We start from the raw sequence: 14,354 nt of genomic DNA on the forward strand, positions 1-14,354 counted from the left end.
ATCCATTCCCAAACGGCCCAAGGGCCAAGTCAATCACCCGAAGGCCAAGATCAAAACAGCCGGAAGCGGCGCGGCGATTTTTCCGCTTCCTCGTCCGGATCGACGCCCGGATCATCCGGCAGCCGCGCCAATTCTTCAGCCGGCCCGACGGCCTCGGCATCGGCCGGCACCGCCGCAAACGCAGCCGCCGTGACCGGCGTGACCTGGTCTTCGCTTCTATCGGTTCCCTTGCCCGTTGTCTCGCTGCCCGCCGTGGCAGGCTCGATCGCTTCGACCGGCTTTTCACTGGCCGGCTTCGCCAGCGCCTCGATCACCGGCACGGTGGCCTCAGGCGCATCGTCGCGGCCGTCGATCAACTGGCCAAGCCGCTCCATCGGCGCGCGCCACTCGAAGGCGTCGAGCCGCCCGGTAACTGGCGATACCGGCACCCAGCGTTCCGAAACGACGCCATCGGCGACCCAGGCCGGATCGCGTGGCGCTCGTACCGCCTTGGAGAGCAGCTGCCGCACCTTGCCCTGGTCGCCCGTCTCGGCCTCCTCGATGTCGGCCAGCAGCAGATAGGCGCCTTCGCGGCGGTCCATCCGGATCGCCGCCTCGGCCTCGCTGCGAGCGGTGGCGAAATCCTGTGCGTCGAGCGCGGCACGCGCCACGGTCATCGACGATTCGGCGTGGTTCTTCTTCATCTCCTGCAGCTTCTTCGCCCGGTTGAGACGGTCGAGCACGGCGTCACCCGGCCTGGCATGGGTGTAGAGCTCGGCAATCTCGGGATGCGGCTCGGCCCTCCAGGCGGTCTCCAGGATTTTCGAACCCTTGCGCACATCGTTCTGCCTGAACAGCGCGGCGGCGGCGGCAACCGCGGCAGGGGCGAAATCCGGCTGCAGCTTGTTGGCCTCTAGCGCCGCGCTTCTTGCCGCATTGGGATCGCTGTCGGCGAGCGACTGCGCCTTGGCGGTCAACAGCACGGCGCGACGGCGGTTGGCGGCGTCGCGCTCGATCTGCCGCGTCGCCTTCTGCGCGTCGACCAGTTTCAAGGCGCCGTCCCAATCGCCGCGCGCGGTCAATTCCTCCAGTGTCGATTCGGCCGCCCAGGCCAGCTGCGGCGCAACGGCGGCGGCGCGGCCGGCATAGTGGCGGGCGGCATTGCGGTCACCCAGCCGTTCGGCTTCGAGATAAAGCCCGCGCAGGCCGAGCAGCCGCATTTCGGGATCGTCGAGCATGCTTTCGAACTTCTGGCGCGCCCCTTCATGGTCGCCTTCGAGCAGCGAGGCCTGCGCCTCGAGCAGATGGATCAGCGGCTCCTGGTCGGAACGGATCAGCTTGGCCGCTTCCTTGGTCTTCTTGCGGGCCAGCGCGCCGTCGCCGGCGCCGGCCGCGATCATGCCGGTCGACAGCGCCTGATAACCGCGGTCGCGGCGGCGCACGCGGAAATAGCGCGAGATGGTATAGGGGCTGTTCCACAGCGACCTGACCAGCCACCACAGGATCATCACGGCGGCGATCACGGCGACGATGGCCACCGCCGCCACCATCAGGCTGACCTGGTACTGATAGCCGTTGAAGGTGACGACCATGTCGCCCGGCCGGTCGGCCAGCCAGGCAAAGCCGAGCCCGAGCGCGAAGACGACGATGAGGAAGGCGAGCAGGCGGATCATCGTGTTGCCCTCATGCCTTCATCGCGCCGGAGATCAGCGCGTCGACCTGGGTTTCGACCTCGATGCGCGCCTTCAGTTTGCCGGCAAAGTCGGCGCCGGCGGCCTTCACGGCCTCAGGCAGCGAATTGTACTCGCCGAGCGCCTTGGCATAGTCGCCCTGCGTGACGGCGACTTCCATGCGCGCCACGGTTTCCGGCGCGCCGGGACCCTCGACGGCGCCGATCGGCCGCACCTTGACCAGCGATTCGGCGCTCGCCATCAGGTTCTGCAGGAAGCCGGCATTCTGGTCGACCGGCGTAGCGGCGGCGACCATGGCATTGGCGGCGGCATCCATCTGCGCGGCGATCTCGGTGCGGGTGGGCACGCCTTTTTCGGCATAGGGCCGCAAGGTCGCGAGCTCAGGCGCGTTGGGCGAAATCGCCGCGAGCGTATCGAGTTCAGCCGAGAACGGCGCACCGCGTTCGAGCGCCGACTTCAAGGCCGACGCGGCAATGGCGAGCGCGATCTTCGGCTGTCCTGCCGCCGCCTCGACCTTGCCGGAAAGCTGCGACACCGACTGTTCCAGCGCGGCGAGCCGGCTGTCCTGGGCCTTCGCCGCTTCGCCTGTCGATTTTACCAGCGCGTCGAGACCGGCGAGTTTTTCGTTGAGCGGGCCGAGATCGACCGGCACCGCGCTGCCGGCCTTGCCGAGGGCGGCGACCGCGGTTTCGATCTGCTTGACCTTGTCGCCAAGGGCTGCAAGCCCGGCATTGTCGCCCGCGCCGCCTTGTTCGACCGCCGATTTCAGCGCCGCGACATCGGCTTTTACCTGCTCCAGTCCCGAGGAAAGTCCGACCACCTTGGCCGCTGCATCGTTGTTGCCGCCGCCGTCCTTCAACCCGGCAATCTCGGTTTTCAGCGAAGCGATCTCGCCATTGACGCCGTCGAGCGAGACGCCGGCGCCGGAACCCGGCGCGCCAAGCAGGCCGGCAAATTGCAAGCCGCCGGCGCCGGCGAGCGCGACGACGCCACCGATAATGCCGGCAGCGATGCCGTTCAGGCCGCCACGCTTTGCCTCGGCCGGCGCCATCTTTTCGTCCCGCGTCTGGGTTTTTGCCTTGCCGTCGTCGGTGCGCTTCGCCGACGCATCCTCGAAATTGTAGTCGGAGGCGGCAGTGCGGTCGGCTGGCGCATCCGAACCGGGATAGGGCATCTCCGGCTCAACAGCCTTGGCCTCCGCGGGTGGCTCGGTTCCGGCCTGCCCCACGCCGTCGGCATGTTCCCAGGGTTCGAGATCGGTCTGGTCGGCATGCACCGGCTCTTCGGGAGCCTCCGGCTGCGAGGCATTGGCGGCTTCTTCAGCCTTCGCCTCGTCTGTCTCGGCCGCTGCCTTGGCGGCACCCTCCTCGACGATGCGGGAAACGGCACCGGGCTCGAGATCGATGGTCACCGGCTCGCGGCGGCTTTTCGAGTGTCGCATCTTCGGCGTCTTGACCATGCCTGGGCTCCGCAAAATTCGCTTCGTCTCAGCGCCTGCCGGCGCGTGATGGTTCAGAAAGGGTCTAGCACATCACCAAGCGGTGAAAAGGGGCGGTGTGATGACGCGGCTCAGGGCAGCACCCGCAAAAGCGCCAGCAGCGCCTCCTCATCGGGCTGTGCGGCAACGCGGATCGCTTTGCCGGCGCCATCGTCGAAAGCGTCGGCGATGCGTGCGGAGAGCGCGATAAACCGCGTTTTTTGAAAGGCCTCTTGCAGAGCCGGCCGCTTGGTCAAGGCCTGCATTGCGGCGGCCGACTTGGCCGAATAGAGCAGCACCGCATCGACCGGCTGGCCCGACAGCAGCGCAAGGATGGTCTCGTCGGAATACGGCACCGGGAGCGTGTCATACGTCTCCACGGCGCGGAGCCGGACTCCAGCCGCCTCCAGCCGTTGTTCAAACACGGGAAACCGCACGCGTCCGCAGAGATAGGTGACTGCCTTGCCGGGAAATGCCGCCGCCATTGCGTCGGCCAGCGCCTCGGCATCGCCTGAGCCTTCAATGATGGAAGAAAACCCCATCTTGCGCGCCGCTTCGGCGGTCCTGGCGCCGACGGCATGGCAAGGCAGGGCGGCAAGCGCCGCGATGACCTCGTTCGGGGCATGGCGCACGGCATTGGCGCTGGTAACGGCAACCGCGACGGCATCGCCGGTGACGAGCCCCGCATCGACAGGCAAAGCCACTGTTTCGGTCAGCGGCAGAACGACCGGCTGGAATCCCGTGTCCTGAAGCCGCCGCGCCGTGCGCGATGCGCCCGGTTCCGGTCTGGTCACCAGGACGCGAAGCATCTTCAGAGCCAGCCGTCGAAGAACTTTTCGCCGGCCCTGGCCCGCACCGTCCGCGCGGCCTCATCGCCGATGCGCGCGGCATCCTGCGCCGGTCCCTGCAATTCGACCACATGCGACTGCGTGCCGTCGGGTGAAATGATCAGGCCGGCGAAGGAAAGATTTCCGGCCTCGATCGTCGCATGGCCGGCGATCGGCGTGCGGCAGGAGCCGTCGAGCGCCGCCAGGAAGGCGCGTTCGCAAGCCAGAGCCTGCCCGGTCGGCACATCATGGATGGCGACCAGCATTTCTTCGACGGCGCGATCGCCGATGCGCGCCTCGATGCCGATCGCGCCCTGGCCGGGTGCGGGCGGAAAAATGTCGAGCGGCATCAAGTCGGTGGCGACATGCTCCAGGCCCAGCCGCTTCAGCCCGGCATAGGCGAGGATGGTGCCGGCGGCGATCCCTTCGTCGAGCTTGCGCAGTCGCGTCTGCACATTGCCGCGGAACATCACCACCTCGAGATCCGGCCGCATGCGGCGGATCAGCGCCTGCCGCCTGAGCGACGACGAGCCGACCTTGGCGCCGCGCGGCAGCTCGGCGATGGTCTTTACCGCCCTACCGACAAAGGCGTCGCGCGCGTCCTCACGCGGCAGGAATGCGCTGAGCTCCAGACCGTCCGGCAATCGTGTCGGCATGTCTTTCGACGAATGCACGGCGATGTCGATCGCACCGGCGAGCAGCGCCTCCTCGATTTCCTTGGTGAACAGGCCCTTGCCGCCGGCTTCCGACAGCGGCCGGTCCTGGATGCGGTCGCCGCTGGTCGAGATGATGACGACCTCGAAGGCTTCCGCCGGCAGGCCATGCGCGGCCATCAGCCGCGCCTGTGTTTCATGCGCCTGGGCCAGCGCCAGCGGGCTGCCGCGTGTTCCGATTTTCAAGATTGTTTGCATGGCGCGCGGTCCGTGATAACCCCCCGGCTGGCTTTGCGTTTCCGGCATTCTCCCTAAAGGGGAAAGCCTGGCTGCACAATCTCTTGGGATAGCGACGAATTGATCCGCGTTCTGGGCATTGAGACGAGTTGCGACGAGACCGCCGCCAGCGTCGTGGCGCTGGAGGGCGATGCCGCGCCGAAAATCCTGTCCAACATCGTGCTATCCCAGATCGAGGAGCATGCCGCCTTCGGCGGTGTCGTACCCGAGATCGCCGCCCGCGCCCATGTCGAGGCGCTGGACGGCATCGTCGAGGCCGCCCTGGCCGATTCGGGCACGACCCTAGCCGATATCGATGCCATCGCCGCCACCGCCGGCCCCGGCCTGGTCGGCGGCCTGATCGTCGGGCTGATGACGGCCAAGGCGATCGCCGCCGCCGCCGGCAAGCCGTTGATCGCCGTCAACCACCTCGAAGGCCACGCCTTGACGGCGCGACTGACCGACGGGCTCGAATTCCCCTATCTGCTGCTGCTGGTCTCCGGCGGCCACACGCAAATCCTGGCGGTGCGCGGCGTCGGCGACTATCAGCGCTGGGCCACCACCATCGACGACGCGCTCGGCGAAGCCTTCGACAAGACCGCCAAGATGCTTGGCCTGCCCTATCCCGGCGGACCGAATGTCGAGACGGCGGCTCTATCGGGTGACGCCTCGCGCTTTGCCTTCCCCCGTCCGATGAAGGGTTCGGCGCAGCCCGACTTCTCCTTCTCCGGCCTGAAGACCGCTGTGCGCCAGGCGGCGACCGCGATCGAGCCGCTGAGCGACCAGGACGTCGCCGACATCTGCGCCTCGTTCCAGGCGGCGGTCGCCGATGCGCTGGCTGACCGCGTTTCGCGCGCGCTGGCGCGATTCGGCCAGACATTTCCCGGCACGAAAAACCCGGCGCTGGTGGTTGCCGGCGGCGTCGCCGCCAACCGCACCATCAAGGCAACGCTGGAACGGCTCTGCGCCGAGGCCGGGTTCACCTTCGTCGCGCCGCCGCTGAAACTGTGCACCGACAATGCCGCGATGATCGCCTGGGCCGGCATCGAACGGCTGCGCGAAGGCATGGCGCAGGAGAACGGCTTCGATTTCGTGCCGCGCTCGCGCTGGCCGCTGGACAGCATCTCGGCGCCGATGGTCGGTTCCGGCCGGCGCGGAGCCAAGGCATGACGGGTGAAACGGTGAGCGGCCAAGACGTCGGCAATCCCAATAAAGGCGGCTGGCGGGTCGCCGTGCTGGGCGGCGGCGCCTGGGGCACGGCGCTGGCGCTGGCCATGCTGCGCGCCGGCCATAAGGTGCGGCTGTTCGCGCGCGATCCGCAAACCGTGGCCGCGATCGGCCAAGGCCAGAATCCACGCTATCTGCCCGGCATCGCCATTGCGCCCGGCATCGAAGCGACAACAGACATTGCGGCGGCGCTCTCGGGGGCCCATTGCGTGCTGGCGGTAACGCCGGCGCAGTCTCTGCGGGCGACGCTGGCGGCCGCGAAGGACCATATGCCGGGCGGCATCCCGCTTGTGCTCTGTGCCAAGGGCATCGAGCGCGACACCGGCGCCTTGCTGTCGGCAATTGTCGACGAAATCCTGCCGCGAAATCCGGTCGCCGCGCTGTCGGGCCCGAGCTTCGCCACCGATGTCGCCCGCGGCCTGCCGACAGCGGTCGTGGTCGCCGCCCGCGACGAGGCGCTGGCGGCTGACCTTGCCGCCCGCTTTTCCGCCGAAAACCTGCGCTGCTATTCGAGCGACGACCTGATCGGCGTCGAGATCGGCGGCGCCTTGAAGAATGTCTTTGCCATCGCCGCGGGCGCCATCGCCGGCGCCGGGCTTGGCGCCAGCGCCCAGGCCGCCATGGTGACGCGCGGCTTCGTCGAACTGCGCCGCATCGGTGCCGCCTTCGGCGCCAGGCCCGAGACCTTGATGGGGCTTTCCGGCCTTGGCGACCTGCTGCTGACCTGCTCGTCGGCGCAATCGCGCAACTTCGCCTACGGGCTGGCGCTCGGGCAAGGCAAGGCGCTTGCCGGACTGGCGCTGGCCGAGGGCGTGCCGACGGCGACGATCGCCGCCCGCATCGCCACCGAGCGCGGCATCGACGCGCCGATCATAACCGCCGTGGCGGCCATACTGGACGGCACCATCACCATCGGCCAGGCGGTGACGGCCCTGATGACCCGGCCGCTGAAGACCGAAACCAACGATTGATCCCCACGACTCTGATCCAGAAGAACCCAGGAGAAAGACCATGCTGTTCGCTTTGATTTGCAAGGACAAGCCCGCGAGCCTGCAGGTGCGCCTCGACACGCGGCCCGAGCATGTCGCTTTTCTCGAAGGGCTGAATGCGGACAAGAGACTGGCCTTCGCCGGTCCGTTCCTCGATGCCGACGGCAAGCCCAATGGCAGTCTCGTGGTCGTCGAGGCGCCGGATCTGGCCGCGGCGCAGGCCTTGTCGGCCGCCGACCCCTATGCCAAGGCGGGCCTGTTCGAAAGCGTCGAAATTCGCCAGTGGAACTGGACGTTCAACAAGCCGGCGGCTAGTTAATTCCGGTTGCCTGCACCTCGATCGCACGGAGGAGAAACATGAACTACTGGCTGTTCAAATCCGAACCCTCGGTCTTCTCCTTCGAGGCGTTGAAGGCCAAGGGCAAGGCCGGCACGCAATGGGACGGCGTGCGCAACTACGCCGCCCGCAACAACATGAAGGCCATGCAGATCGGCGATCTCGGCTTCTTCTACCATTCCAATGAGGGGCTCAACATCGTCGGCATCGCCGAAGTCTGCGCGCTGGCCCACCCCGACACCACTTCGGATGATCCGCGCTGGGAATGCGTGGACATCCGCGCGGTTCGCGATGTGCCGACGCCGCCGACGCTAGAACAGGTGAAAGCCAATCCGAAGCTCGCCGAAATGGCGCTGGTGCGGCTCGGCCGGCTTTCCGTGCAGCCGGTGACCCCGGCCGAATGGAAGGAAGTCTGCCGCATGGGCGGCCTGACGCCCGCTCCGTGACGGCGCTCACCCCGCACGGCGCGAAGCAATTTATCCTCGACAACACGGCGCTGATGGCGCCGCCGCATGTGCCCGAGATTCTGCTGCGTCTCGCCGATGAAGCGCACGATCTGTGGCAGCGCACCGAGGACGAGCTGGTCGAGATCGGCCTGCCGCCGCCCTTCTGGGCCTTTGCCTGGGCCGGCGGGCAGGGCCTTGCCCGCTATGTCCTGGACAATCCCGACACGGTGCGAGGCAAGCGCGTGCTCGACTTCGCCTCAGGCTCCGGCCTTGTCGCCATCGCCGCCGCCAAGGCGGACGCTGCCGCAGTTATCGCAGCCGACATCGACCCGTTTTGCGCCACGGCGATCCGCCTCAACAGCGAGGCCAATGGCGTCGGGATCGGCTTCCTCGGCACGGATTGCATCGGCACCGACGCGGGCTGGGACGTGGTGCTGGCCGGGGACGTTTTCTACGACAAATCCTTCGCCGACCGTCTGATGCCGTGGTTCGCGACACTCAAGGCGCGCGGAGCCGAGATCTTCGTCGGCGATCCCGGCCGGTCGTATCTGCCGAAATCGGGGCTGGAGCCGCTTGCGGTCTATGAGGTGGAGGTCACGCGGGCGCTGGAGGATTCCCTGGTCAAGCGCACCACCGTCTGGCGCTTTGCTTGACGCCATCGCCGAAGCGCCTGATACAGAATGCATGCATGTCGCATGGCCTGCATCTGGAGGGGGAAGCTCATGGATTTTTCAGCAGTGAACTGGCTGGCGGTCATTGCCGCCGCCGTCTTGGCCTGGCTGTTCGGCGCCGCCTGGTACATGGCGTTGAGCAAGCCGTGGCTGAAGGCCGCCAAGCTCGATCCGGCGACGATGAAGAAATCGCCCCTGCCTTTCGTCATCAGCTTCGTCGCCGAACTGGTCATGGCCTACATCATGGCCCTGATCGTCGCCGCGATGACGGGCGGTGAACCGACATTGCTCGCCGGACTTGTCTTCGGCTTCGTGCTTTGGCTGGGGTTCATCGCCACGACGCTGTCGGTCAACCATCGCTACGAAAATTTCGGCTGGGACCTGACCCTCATCGACGGTGGTCACTGGCTGGGCGTCCTGTTGATCGTCGGCGCGGTGATCGGCTGGTTCGGCGCCGCGGCAAGCTAAGGCGGCGCGCTGACGATGGCGGACGAGTCCGGCTTTCCACGCGACCAGGTGTTCAGCCGGATCTGCCACGTCAAGCAGGGCTATGACGACCGGCGCCGGCACATTGTCCGCGAATTCGAGCGGCGCGGCGTGCCGGTCTATTTTTACACGGACTGGGACCAGGCAGACATCACGCCGGAAATCCGAAACGAGCTGGTCGCGCCAGCCCTTACCCATCCGGCGACCGTCTCGCTGGCGCTGAAGCATGTCGGCATCTGGCGCGACTTCCTCGAGACCGACCTTCCCTATTGCCTCGTGTTCGAGGACGACGTCTTCCTCGCCCGCGACTTCGTCGCCAAGTTCCGGCAGGGGCTTTCCGAACTCGGCAGCCCCAGCCGCGAGGCCGTCATCTATCTCGGCAATGGCAGCAACTACTACACGCCGGGCTGGAAATTGCGGAAGGGCCAGAAGCTTTATCCGGCACTGCATGCCAGATGCACCGATTCCTACCTTATTACCCGCCCGGTTGCCGAGGCCCGTTGCGCCTGGATCGCGCAAAACAAGATATCGACGGCGATCGATCACCAGATTGAGCAGATGGACGAGAGGCTCGGGGTTGAAATGCTTTGGTTCGAACGGCCCATTGTCGAACAGGGCAGCGAAAACGGGGCGTTTCAGACGTCCATTTCGGCGAAAAGATACCCGCGTCTTTACAAAAGCGTGAAATGGAACTGGAAGAAGTACACGCGCATGATCTTCGGCCATAGCGCCCGGTCGTGACCGAAGGACGGGCCCGGCAGCGGCCTACACCTTCTCCGTGCCGTGCGTCTTTGCCGCTTCCTCCAGCAGCCACTCACGAAACGCGGCGATGCGGGCGTCGTCCTTCACGGCTTCCGGATAAACCAGGAAATAGGCGAAGTCCGGCGCGACCTTGACGCCGAGCTCGAAGGGGCGCACGAGACGCCCTTGCGACAGGTCGTTGGCGACCATGGCGAAGTCGGCCAGCGCCACGGCATTGCCGTCGAGGGCCGCCTGCGTGGCATCGGTCGAGGAGCCGAAGACGAGGGTGCGGCTGTCGTCGAAATCGTCGACGCCGGCCGCCTGCATCCACATGCTCCAGTTCGGCCAGGTGACGCCTTGCCGCGACCAATCGATATGCGCGAGCGTGTGCTGGAAGAGATCGCGCGGTTCGTTGAGCGGCGGCCCGGAAGCCAGCAGCGCCGGGCTGCACACCGGGATGATGATGTTGTCGAACAGCCGGTGCGCGCAAAGCCCGGCATATCTGCCGGTGCCGAACCGGATGCCGATATCGACGTCGTCGCGCTCGAAGTCCCTGACATCGTAGGAGATGTCGAAACGCAACTCGATGCCTGGCCGCTGGCGGCGGAAATCGTCGATGCGCCGCATCAGCCATTTCGTCGCGAATTGGGCGTCGAGCGTCACTTTCAAGAGCGACGTGCCGCGCGTCATCTTGCGGGCGCGCGACACCGCCCGGTTGAGCAGGTCGAGCGCATCGATCGATGCTTCGTGAAGCACGTTTCCCGCTTCCGTCAGCCGCATGGTGCGGCTGGTGCGCGTGAACAGCACCAGGTCGAGTTGATCCTCGATTTCCTTGACCTGGTGGCTGACCGCGGCCGGCGTCAGCCCAAGCTCGTCGGCGGCGCGGGTGAAATTGAGGTGACGCGCCGCCGCCTCGAAGGTCCTCAGCGCGCGCGTTCCGGGCAGGAGGCGAGACATCTGATCTCCAAATAAAACTTGATGATCTGAAAAGAACTACTCGTTTCCCGTTTGTTTTTCAATCCGGCATGATCTCGACATCGAGATACCTTCAAACCGGATTTGATATCCGGAGAAACCGGATAAAGCCATGACCGACATCGCTCTGAAGTCCCACACCACCCAGAAATCATCTCTCACGCAGTGGCTGCGCGCCACGTTTGACTGGCTGCGCCAGGCCAACGTCGCCGCCAGGCTTCCCTTGGAATCGGTCGACGACCTCTCCGACCGTGAACTGCGCGATATCGGCGGCGAACGCCGCGACATTGCCAGGGCGATGGACCGTGAGCTTCGCGAAATCGGACTGCTGGGCACGGGTTGGCAGAAGCGATAGAAAAGGGATTGGGCAGTAGGCGGTAGGGAATAGGCGTAGAAAGAGATGCCTACTGCCTACTGCCTACTGCCCATTCCCTACCGCACCACCCTCACCATCGTCCTATCCGACAGCAGCGGCAGCAGCCGGGCCATCGTGCGCGCGGTCACCGCCACGCAACCTTGCGTCGGCGTGAAATCTGGCCGCGCCAGGTGAAAGAAGATGGCGCTGCCGCGCCCGCGGCGGCGCGGCGCGATGTTCCAGTCGAGCACCAGGCAGGCGTCGTAGAGCCGGTCGTCGCGCCGCATGCGCTCGTGGCTGGCGCCATAGGGGATCTTGACCGGCCTGTTGTAGTTGCGGTCGTCTGATACCTCGCACCAGCCGAGATCGGGCCCGATCGGCGTCATCGCCAGCCGCGTCCGGCGGCCGCCGGCAAACTCATCTCCCCGGAAATAACCCGACAGGATCCGCATCGAGCCGAGCGGCGTGGCGCCATCGCCCTCGCGCTTGTCGGCCGAGATGCCGCCACGCCCCAGCGCGCAGGCAAACACTGTTTTCCCGGCCTGCAGCAGGCCTTGGCTGGGGTGGCCGGGCCTTGCCCGCACGGTCAGCACACGCAGCCGTTTCGGCAAAATTGCGCCGGCTGCATTGCGATCGCGTTTTTTCTTGTATGATCGTGCCACGGAACAAATCACTGTGATCGGCTATTGTGTCGGCCAGCTTCCGCATAAATACGCAGCGGTCAACTGAATTTCATTTTCAAAACAACGGATTGATCCATGACTTCACGCACCATCCTAATCGTCGACGACGACGACGACCTGCGCGGCACACTGGTCGAGCAACTCGCCCTCTACGAGGAATTCGACGTGTTGCAGGAAGCGACTGCGGCAAAAGGCGTCACGGCGGCACGCGGCGGCCTCATCGACTTGCTCATCATGGATGTCGGCCTGCCCGACATGGACGGCCGCGAGGCCGTCAAAATCCTGCGCAAGGGCGGCTACAAGGCGCCCATCATCATGCTGACCGGCCACGACACCGATTCGGACACGATTCTGGGTCTCGAGGCCGGCGCCAACGACTATGTGACGAAGCCGTTCCGCTTCGCGGTGCTGCTGGCGCGCATCCGTGCCCAGCTGCGCCAGCACGAGCAGAGCGAGGACGCGACCTTCTCGGTCGGCCCCTACACTTTCAAACCCAGCCAGAAGCTGCTCATCGACCCGCGTGGCGGCAAGGTGCGGCTGACGGAGAAGGAAGCCTCGATCATCAAATATCTCTACCGCGCCGACCAAAAGGTGGTGACGCGCGACGTGCTGCTGGAGGAAGTCTGGGGCTACAATTCCGGCGTCACCACGCACACGCTGGAAACCCATGTCTACCGGCTGCGCCAGAAGATCGAGCGCGATCCTTCCAATGCGGAAATTCTTGTGACAGAAAGCGGTGGCTACAAGCTGGTTCCTTAAACATTTCATTATCCAATAGGCGGTCTGGGCGGGACCGCTTTCGGGTGCGATCCTGTTGGAGGGGATTAAGGATCGACTCGTGAAGGAGGGATTGGACTGACCGTTCGGGGACGCAGCTAGAGATGGCGTTGGATGACGACATCCGCATCCTGTCCGCCGTGAGGCTCTTCCAGGGTTTCACGCAGGAACAGCTGCGCCTGCTCGCCTTCGGCGCCGAGACCACCCTGCTGCAGGCCAACCACAAGCTCTACCGCGAGGACGACGAGGCGGATACGGCCTATGTCGTGGTCAGCGGACGCATCGTGCTCTATCGCGAGCAGAGTGGCGAACGCATCCCGATCGGCACCGCCGGCCCCGGCACCATGCTCAGCGAACTGGCGTTGATCGCCGACACCAACCGGCTGACCAGCGCGTCGGCCGAAATCGACTCGGAAGTGATCCGGCTCAGCCGCAAGATGTTCCGCCGCATCCTGGAGGAATATCCGGAAGTGGCGGTGAAGCTGCACCAGCGCATCTCCGAGGAATTCCAGGACATGATCCGCCGCATCGAGGAACTGGCGCCACGGTTTTCGGGGAGGTGAGAGCGATCGTCGGTTGCAGCCAGGAACTACATTAGGCGGGAGCTTCGGCACACCTAATCCAGGTTGAACCGCGCGATAACCGGCACATGGTCCGACGGCCGCTCCCAGCCGCGCGCCGCCCGCAGGATTTCGTAGCCGGCGAAATCAGGCACCAGATTGGGCGACGACCAGACATGGTCGAGCCGCCGGCCCCGGTTCGATGCTTCCCAGTCCTGCGCGCGATAGCTCCACCAGGTGTAGAGCTTCTGGTCGAATGGCACGTTGTGCCGCATCAGGTCGACCCAATTGCCGGCGAGCCGCATCGCCTCGAAGTTTTCGGTCTCGACCGGCGTATGGCTGACCACATTGAGCAATTGCTTGTGCGACCAAACGTCGTGCTCGAGTGGCGCGATGTTGAGGTCGCCGACCAGCACCGAGGCGGACACCTCTGTATGCTCGGCGCGAATGGCGTTCATCTCGGCGACAAAGTCGAGCTTGTGCTTGAATTTCCTGTTGATTTCGGGATCGGGCTCGTCGCCGCCCGCCGGAACGTAGAAATTGTGCAGCAGGATCGTCTTGCCGCCGGCGCGCACCGACACCGACAGATGCCGGCTGTCCTCGATCTCGCAGAAGCGGCGCTTTTCGACCACCGCGATCGGCCGCCGCGCCACCGTGGCGACGCCGTGATAGCCCTTCTGGCCATGAAAGGCGATGTGCTGGTAGCCGAGCCTGCGGAATGCCTTTTCCGGGAACAGCTCGTCCGGAACCTTGGTCTCCTGCAGACACAGCACATCGGGCGCGTATTCATCGAGCAGGCGCTCGACGATCGGCATGCGCAGGCGCACGGAGTTGATGTTCCAGGTGGCGATGGAAAAAGGCATTTGGCAATCCGGACAGCGTGCAGCCAGCCAGGATCGATCGGCCCTGACAGGGAAGACGCCTTTTGAGGGAGTCGGTCCGGAAACTGCCAGCCGGGCGCCGCAAACACAAGCCGGGCTTGCTGCGAACCCTTCGGGGTCGGTCAAAGCCCCCGAACTTCGTCATCCCTGGCCGAAGCAGGCGCGCAGCGCCGTCGCGGAGACCCTGGGATCCATTCCGTGAGGTCTGTCGAACAAGACGACGGGGCAGAATGAACGCTGTAGCGACCGTTCCCACCCCGCCTGGCACCGCCTCGACGCTCTTGCGTAACGGCATGTATCCCTTGGGCTGCGGAGCACAGCTC

General features: G+C 65.5%; 17 protein-coding genes. 10 read left to right on the forward strand and 7 right to left on the reverse strand.

Features of this window, described 5'->3' with window-relative positions; translation table 11 throughout:
- Nucleotides 1-50 precede the first annotated feature (50 nt).
- The 4 genes from FJV83_RS22445 to hemC form a co-directional block, all read right to left on the reverse strand.
- Nucleotides 51-1,652 (reverse strand): heme biosynthesis protein HemY, encoded by a 1,602-nt coding sequence (locus FJV83_RS22445; protein ID WP_142886494.1) that lies wholly within the window; start codon nt 1,650-1,652, stop codon nt 51-53.
- A 10-nt stretch (nt 1,653-1,662) separates the two neighbouring features.
- Nucleotides 1,663-3,129, reverse strand: a complete 1,467-nt coding sequence (locus FJV83_RS22450) for a COG4223 family protein (protein ID WP_142886493.1) — start codon at nt 3,127-3,129, stop codon at nt 1,663-1,665.
- Nucleotides 3,130-3,239: 110 nt separating this feature from the next.
- Complete coding sequence (locus tag FJV83_RS22455; RefSeq protein ID WP_142886492.1) at nt 3,240-3,956, reverse strand: uroporphyrinogen-III synthase; 717 nt, start codon at nt 3,954-3,956, stop codon at nt 3,240-3,242.
- Between the two features lie 2 nt (nt 3,957-3,958).
- Entirely contained in the window at nt 3,959-4,885 is a 927-nt protein-coding gene (gene hemC, locus FJV83_RS22460) for a hydroxymethylbilane synthase (protein ID WP_095774874.1), read from the reverse strand.
- A gap of 102 nt (nt 4,886-4,987) precedes the next feature.
- Here hemC and tsaD point away from each other — a divergent pair, with 102 nt between their 5' ends.
- The 7 genes from tsaD to FJV83_RS22495 all read left to right on the forward strand — a co-directional run bounded on the left by tsaD (nt 4,988) and on the right by FJV83_RS22495 (nt 9,800).
- Nucleotides 4,988-6,073 (forward strand): tRNA (adenosine(37)-N6)-threonylcarbamoyltransferase complex transferase subunit TsaD, encoded by a 1,086-nt coding sequence (tsaD, locus tag FJV83_RS22465; protein WP_179296525.1) that lies wholly within the window; start codon nt 4,988-4,990, stop codon nt 6,071-6,073.
- Nucleotides 6,070-7,101 carry an NAD(P)H-dependent glycerol-3-phosphate dehydrogenase gene (locus tag FJV83_RS22470; protein WP_142886491.1) on the forward strand — a complete coding sequence of 344 codons (1,032 nt, stop codon included), beginning with the start codon at nt 6,070-6,072 and terminating at the stop codon, nt 7,099-7,101. The genes tsaD and FJV83_RS22470 overlap by 4 nt, the downstream gene beginning before the upstream one ends.
- 40 nt (nt 7,102-7,141) lie before the next feature.
- Nucleotides 7,142-7,438: a YciI-like protein gene (locus tag FJV83_RS22475; protein ID WP_095774752.1), complete on the forward strand. Its 297-nt coding sequence runs from the start codon at nt 7,142-7,144 to the stop codon at nt 7,436-7,438.
- Nucleotides 7,439-7,476: 38 nt separating this feature from the next.
- A complete protein-coding gene (locus tag FJV83_RS22480) occupies nt 7,477-7,902 on the forward strand; it encodes an EVE domain-containing protein (RefSeq protein ID WP_095774753.1) in 426 nt (141 codons plus the stop codon).
- A complete protein-coding gene (locus FJV83_RS22485; protein WP_095792229.1) occupies nt 7,899-8,555 on the forward strand; it encodes a methyltransferase in 657 nt (218 codons plus the stop codon). Before FJV83_RS22480 ends, FJV83_RS22485 begins: the two co-directional genes overlap by 4 nt.
- 69 nt (nt 8,556-8,624) lie before the next feature.
- A complete protein-coding gene (locus FJV83_RS22490; RefSeq protein ID WP_095774755.1) occupies nt 8,625-9,041 on the forward strand; it encodes a DUF1761 domain-containing protein in 417 nt (138 codons plus the stop codon).
- A 15-nt stretch (nt 9,042-9,056) separates the two neighbouring features.
- Complete coding sequence (locus FJV83_RS22495; RefSeq protein ID WP_142886490.1) at nt 9,057-9,800, forward strand: glycosyltransferase family 25 protein; 744 nt, start codon at nt 9,057-9,059, stop codon at nt 9,798-9,800.
- A 24-nt stretch (nt 9,801-9,824) separates the two neighbouring features.
- Here the strand turns inward: FJV83_RS22495 and gcvA are convergent, their stop codons facing one another.
- Nucleotides 9,825-10,757, reverse strand: coding sequence for a transcriptional regulator GcvA (gene gcvA, locus FJV83_RS22500; RefSeq protein WP_142886489.1), 933 nt, complete (start codon nt 10,755-10,757; stop codon nt 9,825-9,827).
- A gap of 130 nt (nt 10,758-10,887) precedes the next feature.
- Between gcvA and FJV83_RS22505 the strand changes: the two genes are divergently transcribed.
- A complete protein-coding gene (locus tag FJV83_RS22505; RefSeq protein WP_095774758.1) occupies nt 10,888-11,130 on the forward strand; it encodes a hypothetical protein in 243 nt (80 codons plus the stop codon).
- Nucleotides 11,131-11,207: 77 nt separating this feature from the next.
- On the opposite strand, the gene FJV83_RS22510 is transcribed toward FJV83_RS22505, so the two are convergent.
- Nucleotides 11,208-11,744: a L,D-transpeptidase gene (locus FJV83_RS22510; RefSeq protein ID WP_185973428.1), complete on the reverse strand. Its 537-nt coding sequence runs from the start codon at nt 11,742-11,744 to the stop codon at nt 11,208-11,210.
- A 144-nt stretch (nt 11,745-11,888) separates the two neighbouring features.
- On the opposite strand from FJV83_RS22510, the gene FJV83_RS22515 reads away from it, so the two are divergent.
- On the forward strand, nt 11,889-12,572 hold the full coding sequence (locus FJV83_RS22515) for a response regulator transcription factor (RefSeq protein WP_010912284.1): 684 nt from the start codon (nt 11,889-11,891) through the stop codon (nt 12,570-12,572).
- A gap of 122 nt (nt 12,573-12,694) precedes the next feature.
- Nucleotides 12,695-13,153, forward strand: a complete 459-nt coding sequence (locus FJV83_RS22520; RefSeq protein ID WP_095774760.1) for a cyclic nucleotide-binding domain-containing protein — start codon at nt 12,695-12,697, stop codon at nt 13,151-13,153.
- 53 nt (nt 13,154-13,206) lie between these two features.
- On the opposite strand, the gene FJV83_RS22525 is transcribed toward FJV83_RS22520, so the two are convergent.
- Nucleotides 13,207-14,013 carry an exodeoxyribonuclease III gene (locus FJV83_RS22525; RefSeq protein ID WP_095774761.1) on the reverse strand — a complete coding sequence of 269 codons (807 nt, stop codon included), beginning with the start codon at nt 14,011-14,013 and terminating at the stop codon, nt 13,207-13,209.
- Nucleotides 14,014-14,354: the final 341 nt, after the last annotated feature.

Source organism: Mesorhizobium sp. WSM4307, assembly GCF_007003945.1.
Classification (GTDB): domain Bacteria; phylum Pseudomonadota; class Alphaproteobacteria; order Rhizobiales; family Rhizobiaceae; genus Mesorhizobium.

Bases quoted from the DNA above. Each gene is read 5' to 3' on its own strand.
- FJV83_RS22445 (WP_142886494.1), bottom strand. From the start codon at position 1,652: ATGATCCGCCTGCTCGCCTTCCTCATCGTCGTCTTCGCGCTCGGGCTC.
- FJV83_RS22450 (WP_142886493.1), bottom strand. From the start codon at position 3,129: ATGGTCAAGACGCCGAAGATGCGACACTCGAAAAGCCGCCGCGAGCCG.
- FJV83_RS22455 (WP_142886492.1), bottom strand. From the start codon at position 3,956: ATGCTTCGCGTCCTGGTGACCAGACCGGAACCGGGCGCATCGCGCACG.
- hemC (WP_095774874.1), bottom strand. From the start codon at position 4,885: ATGCAAACAATCTTGAAAATCGGAACACGCGGCAGCCCGCTGGCGCTG.
- FJV83_RS22470 (WP_142886491.1), top strand. From the start codon at position 6,070: ATGACGGGTGAAACGGTGAGCGGCCAAGACGTCGGCAATCCCAATAAA.
- FJV83_RS22475 (WP_095774752.1), top strand. From the start codon at position 7,142: ATGCTGTTCGCTTTGATTTGCAAGGACAAGCCCGCGAGCCTGCAGGTG.
- FJV83_RS22480 (WP_095774753.1), top strand. From the start codon at position 7,477: ATGAACTACTGGCTGTTCAAATCCGAACCCTCGGTCTTCTCCTTCGAG.
- FJV83_RS22490 (WP_095774755.1), top strand. From the start codon at position 8,625: ATGGATTTTTCAGCAGTGAACTGGCTGGCGGTCATTGCCGCCGCCGTC.
- FJV83_RS22495 (WP_142886490.1), top strand. From the start codon at position 9,057: ATGGCGGACGAGTCCGGCTTTCCACGCGACCAGGTGTTCAGCCGGATC.
- gcvA (WP_142886489.1), bottom strand. From the start codon at position 10,757: ATGTCTCGCCTCCTGCCCGGAACGCGCGCGCTGAGGACCTTCGAGGCG.
- FJV83_RS22505 (WP_095774758.1), top strand. From the start codon at position 10,888: ATGACCGACATCGCTCTGAAGTCCCACACCACCCAGAAATCATCTCTC.
- FJV83_RS22515 (WP_010912284.1), top strand. From the start codon at position 11,889: ATGACTTCACGCACCATCCTAATCGTCGACGACGACGACGACCTGCGC.
- FJV83_RS22520 (WP_095774760.1), top strand. From the start codon at position 12,695: ATGGCGTTGGATGACGACATCCGCATCCTGTCCGCCGTGAGGCTCTTC.
- FJV83_RS22525 (WP_095774761.1), bottom strand. From the start codon at position 14,013: ATGCCTTTTTCCATCGCCACCTGGAACATCAACTCCGTGCGCCTGCGC.